Consider the following 5,260-nt stretch of genomic DNA (forward strand, 5'->3'; position numbering starts at 1 on the left):
CTTTTCGCAGTTACTGATATTCGCTCGCCGCTTTCGGTTTAAGTTTTCACAATAACCTTCTTGTGAGGCTGGCCTGCCGACTGCACCATGAAATACACGCGTAAATTGTGTGGTGAGCTTTAACCAGTTTTCTGGGGAGATATTAACTCTTTCGAGTAAGGGTAAGTGTGTACTTTCAATATAACCACGTTTGTCTTCTCGTATACAGCGCCCTGTTAGCTCAACAAGTTCAAGGTACGATTTAAGCTCAAACGGCAGCCCTTTTGGCATAATTTGACGTGGCATGCCTGCAAAGCGCAGTAGTTGTTTTGGTTGCTTGCCATCCTTTGCATACGTTAAACGCTGTTTGATGCTGGTATGGTCTGACTCTTCTGGGGTGTTAGCCATTTTGGCTCTAATGGGGTTTAAATCGACATACGCCATGCAGGCCGCAAGGGCTGCTCCATCTAATAATGCTTGAGACGTAAATCGTCCCTCCCAAAAACGGCCAGTGCAGTTATCTTCTTTATTTGCTCTGCGAGCAATGTTTTCATTTAACAACCGCATAAACCAGCTAATACTTGATAGGCGCTCGCGGTATTGTTTTACTGTTTGATTAAAAAAGATAAGTTCAGCTTTACTTAGCTTTTCACCCTGTATGTATTTTTGCGTAAGTACAGTGCCTTTACACAGCTTGTGCCAGCGAATAACAATCGCTTTATCATTCAGCCGATTCGCTTTTTTATCATCAACATACAGCACTAAATGGGTGTGATTACTCATAACAGCATAAGCACATACATCAATACAAAACACTTTGGCTAACTCAAGCAGTTTATCTTCAACCCAGCCTCTACGATGCTCGTAGGATTGACCTGTAAAGTGGTCTTCCCCACATAAAAATGCACGGCGTACGCAACGTGATATGCAATGGTAGTACTTTGTATCAACCAAACTTACTTGGCGCTTTCTTGCGATTGCCATAAGACACCCTGCTTATTTTTCACACTGATAAAAGCCTAGTACTTAGTTCACTAAACTGCAAAAAATAGGATGGGTGTCACTATTATTCATTCTTAAGCGGCTTGTAATTGTTTGCTAAAATGTGAAGCGAAGCGGAACCGAGCAAACTGTTACGAGTCCGACTTGAAAACCCTTGTTAGATTTCGTTTTAACCTATATGTAAATCTTATCGCAATATAGACAATACTCATATTCCGTAAAGTTAAACTCAAAGTCATTTTTAAACATTGCATAATTTTGAGGAGTTATGTCAAAACTATGATTTCCAGTATGTTCATCAGAAAGACCTAAACTTTGCTTTATTTTTTCCCGAGTCATAGTTTTAAGGAGTGTTTCTTCTTCAACTAAGCTATCTCCATCTTCGTCTGTACGACAAGTTTGGATATAAAAGTCACAACGTTTCATATCGTAAAGTGGTTCAAGTAGCTCAACAAACAATCCCGTTTCACTAATTTTTTTAATCGTGCTCTCATTTAAATTAATACAACAAATATACATGTAGTAGTCCCAACCAAACCTAAGACTAAATTGTTCATTAATCTCTAATCTGCACCACAGAAAACCTCGTAAAATCATCTTGATTACAATTTTAAGATCATCTATTTCGAGTTTCTTGTCTTCAAATAGATCAATAACCTTAAACTCTTCGCTAACTAACCACTGATTATCCTTATCCGAAAGGTTATCTTGTACAAGCCTAGACTCAAGGTCTACTACTCGAAGGTGCTTAATGTGTTTGGATTGGAGGCATTCTATAACAGCATTTATATATTTTTCTTCAACTTCAAAGTATTCCGATGCTTTAAACTCAACACCGTTAAATGATTTCCCGACTTCTGATGGACACGTCCATTCATCAACTTTGTAATGACCATCGGAATTTCTATTTTTAGGATCGTATTTTGTAATTCTGAAATTCAACATTGCAAAGTTTACCGATAGTGGATTTGATGAAAGAAATCTAACGCCCGCCTAACACGCAATGTGTTGGCATGGCTTTTTGCGTTGTTTGCCAAAAACATGACAACTTTACATTGTCGGAGTTTAGGCGCTTGTTATGTTCTTTAAACAACAGGACACTAACCAAATAAAATACCAAAGTCATCAGTTAAGTATACTGGCTCTGTTTCAGTCCCAGTAATTATATATAATTTGTCTATGTATTCTGGTAAATATTTAAATAGCTCAGGGTAATGCTTAACATCACGTAATGTGCAATTGCCAATGGCTGAAATATGATTGCCATTTTCAATTGCACATTCGTCTAACTTAATGATTTCGTCTATGCTGTGTTTGTAATATTTGGCATTCAAGCCCAACGTCGAAATAAACTTTAAAACTCTAGGGGCAAGATCTATATATTTATATTTGCCATTAAAAAAGAGCTCTTCAATATCGCCATAGTTGTTTACAGTTTCGATATTTTTCGTAAGTAGCCATTTGCAATGTTCGACATCGATAAGTGCGAATTCTCCTCCGCATTGCAGCAAGAAATTTACTTTTTGGCTTTTCGAATTTTTTAACGACCAATCGCCTTTGTTACTACTAAATCCAGTATTACGTTTCGCATATTCTGACATCTCGTAAAACTTGGTTTCGACTACTGCAGCTTCCTTTAAAAAAATCGGAGAAGTTAATTCTTCTATTAAAACCGCTTTACCCTGAATTCTAACTATTCTTTCATCAATACTTTCAGTTAACGCTGTTACTTCACGCTTAAACTGTTTTTTTATCTTTTTTGCTTCAGTCGGCAATAAGAATAGAATCGAAAAAAAAGCTACTAACCCTAATATCAAGTAATAAATGTTGTCCAAAATCCCGCCCTATTAGAGTGTTGCAGTATAATTCACATAAAGAACATAACGTCTTAGTATTTATACGTTACGTTGTTTGTATCGTATAAATACCTTGTTGAACGAAGCATGCTCCTCACTCAACGTTTTTATTGGTATGTTTAATGCTATAGGAATTCTCTTTTTTAGGGAAGTTGTCGATTGCAGTTTTATTGGACACCCTTTTACTACTAAACGGGTTAATTACTGTTTATTAATTACATTTCTACGTTCTTTTATATCGTTTCTGCCTGCTTATTGTCTTCTGTCATCCTTTTTATTTATTTTAGGCAACACCGCATTTAAGCTGATCTTCTGTCACACCAACTTATTTAACGAATTGTTTTTAAGTGTTCGACTTACTACTCAACCACTATTCATTATTATGCCTCCCGTCGCTAGGCCGTCTATTTTTGCATCCTTTATACAGAGGCTTTTCATTATCAACTGCCCTTGCTTACATGATGGGCACGGCCAATTAACTCTCATCGCACCTGTTGTATCTGACTTTCCCTTATTTTTAGTCTCATGCTTGTCTGTTTGTGCGCTGATAATACCCCGTTTCTTTGCTCTACACGCACTGGCTAAAAACCCGTAGTGCCGTATTCGCATAAACCCACTTGGGAGCACATGCAGTAAATAGCGCCTAATAAATTCTATGCCTGTTAATGTCATTCGCTTTATTTTGCTGTCTCGGTAGTCTTTATAACTAAACGTGACATCATCTTTTGTTACTTGCTTAAGCCGTCCTTCATGCAACATGCCTTTACGTGTGTAGCGTCCAAGGTATTTCAACACCGTTTTCGCTTCGGTCAAATTCACTTTGCTGTGTACACACCATGATTTTGTCATTAACAATTCGTTTTGAGGTATCGTTAGTTTATGCGCCCTAATGGCTGCTAGCATTTTTGCTCTAAACACGGTTGCTAAGGCTTTTACTGCAAATAAATACGGCTTTTTAACACCCCGCCACTCACCTGACGATGTTAATACGCCACCTGGAATTAAACAGTGCAAATGAATATGTTGAGCAAGGCTTTGCCCCCATGTATGTAAGACCGCAGTCATTCCTAACGTGCCTTGTAGCTGTTTTTTACGCTGCGCAAACTGACTAAGGGTTTGCCATACAGCATGAAATAAACAGCTGTAAATCTCACGCGGATATTGCCTTGCTAATCCATTTAGTTCATGAGGGAGTGTAAATACCAGATGAAAATAAGGCGCATTGATGACATCCTTACTTTGTTGTTCACTCCATTGATCGCTAACATGCCCTTGGCACTGCGGACAGTGTCTATCTCTGCATGCGCAGTACACCGTTTTATTATGATCGCAGCGATCACACTGCCATTGCTGAGCGCCTAACTTTACGGTTCGACAGTCCTGTATATGCTGACACACTCGCTGTTGTTGATAGGTTAATGCATGGACTTTTTTATAGTGACTGAGGTGTTGCGCTAAGACATCCGCGACATGATGCATTGTTGCCATCTTAATCCTCCTCCCACGCAGCCATTAAATCATGGCTACTATGTGCCATCTCTGGCAACCAATGCAAATAACGCTCTGTCGTACGAATACTCGTATGTCCGAGCTGTTTTTGTAACTGATGAAGCGGCATACCAGCTTCAATTTGATGTGTAGCATAAGCATGGCGCAAGCTATGCGCGGATACATTTTTTGTAATTTCAGCACGCGTTACCGCACGTTTTAATCCACGACTAAACGTTTTTGCATCAATCGCTTTTTCTTTATCCCAGTTGGTACAAAACAGTATACTGCCAAGGGAAAAGCCTGCTATGTAAGCGTTTAACCGCCTTGCTGCACTTTTAGGTAATATGACACGACGGTCTTTATTGCCTTTTCCTGCTCTAACCCATAGGCAGTCTTGGCTAAATTCAATATCAACAACCCGTAAATTCAGTAATTCACTTATTCTGAGCCCACACCCATAGCAAATACAAAGCATGACTTTTTGCTGTGCAGATGCCATATTTAAGAACAGACGATGAACCTCATCTCGTGTTAATAATATCGGTATTGTGTGTGCCTTTTTAGGCAATACGATATCAATGCTGAATGAGCGCTGTAGTACATATTTATATAAAAAATTAACGGCATTGAGTTTTACTGCAATCGTTGCACGCGACAAGTGCTGTGTTAGATTTACATACCTAAAATACGCCTCAAGCTCTTCCTTATTAATTAAGTCAGGCGATTTATCGTAGTAATTAGCTAACTGAGCAAGTGCATTTATATAAGATTCTTCGGTACGTGGTGAGTAGCCTCTTAAACGGATCTCGTCTATGACGCGTTGTCTTAATGGGGTCATTGGTTTTCTCCGGTGAATAGGGGGAAGTCCCAATGACAAGTGTGGCAATTATGCTGGAGGTTGCTAGCTCCGCGTAGCGGCTTTGTTCAACAGC

5 protein-coding genes are annotated in these 5,260 nt (G+C 39.0%); all 5 read right to left on the reverse strand.

The window, feature by feature from the left end; all coding sequences use genetic code 11:
• A partial coding sequence (locus tag L659_RS0119975; RefSeq protein ID WP_024591663.1) for a transposase occupies nt 1-963 on the reverse strand: 963 nt, incomplete at its 3' end.
• Between the two features lie 192 nt (nt 964-1,155).
• A complete protein-coding gene (locus L659_RS0119980) occupies nt 1,156-1,926 on the reverse strand; it encodes a hypothetical protein (protein ID WP_024591664.1) in 771 nt (256 codons plus the stop codon).
• 155 nt (nt 1,927-2,081) lie between these two features.
• Nucleotides 2,082-2,816, reverse strand: a complete 735-nt coding sequence (locus tag L659_RS0119985; RefSeq protein ID WP_024591665.1) for a hypothetical protein — start codon at nt 2,814-2,816, stop codon at nt 2,082-2,084.
• A 384-nt stretch (nt 2,817-3,200) separates the two neighbouring features.
• Nucleotides 3,201-4,325 (reverse strand): IS91 family transposase, encoded by a 1,125-nt coding sequence (locus L659_RS0119990; RefSeq protein WP_024590281.1) that lies wholly within the window; start codon nt 4,323-4,325, stop codon nt 3,201-3,203.
• A gap of 1 nt (nt 4,326) precedes the next feature.
• Entirely contained in the window at nt 4,327-5,166 is an 840-nt protein-coding gene (locus L659_RS0119995) for a tyrosine-type recombinase/integrase (RefSeq protein WP_010552625.1), read from the reverse strand.
• Between the last annotated feature and the right edge of the window lie 94 nt (nt 5,167-5,260).

Origin of the sequence: Pseudoalteromonas sp. S8-8, assembly GCF_000497875.1 — a bacterium.
Taxonomy (GTDB): Bacteria; Pseudomonadota; Gammaproteobacteria; order Enterobacterales; family Alteromonadaceae; genus Pseudoalteromonas; species Pseudoalteromonas arctica.

Bases quoted from the DNA above. Each gene is read 5' to 3' on its own strand.
- L659_RS0119995 (WP_010552625.1), bottom strand. From the start codon at position 5,166: ATGACCCCATTAAGACAACGCGTCATAGACGAGATCCGTTTAAGAGGC.
- L659_RS0119990 (WP_024590281.1), bottom strand. From the start codon at position 4,325: ATGGCAACAATGCATCATGTCGCGGATGTCTTAGCGCAACACCTCAGT.
- L659_RS0119980 (WP_024591664.1), bottom strand. From the start codon at position 1,926: ATGTTGAATTTCAGAATTACAAAATACGATCCTAAAAATAGAAATTCC.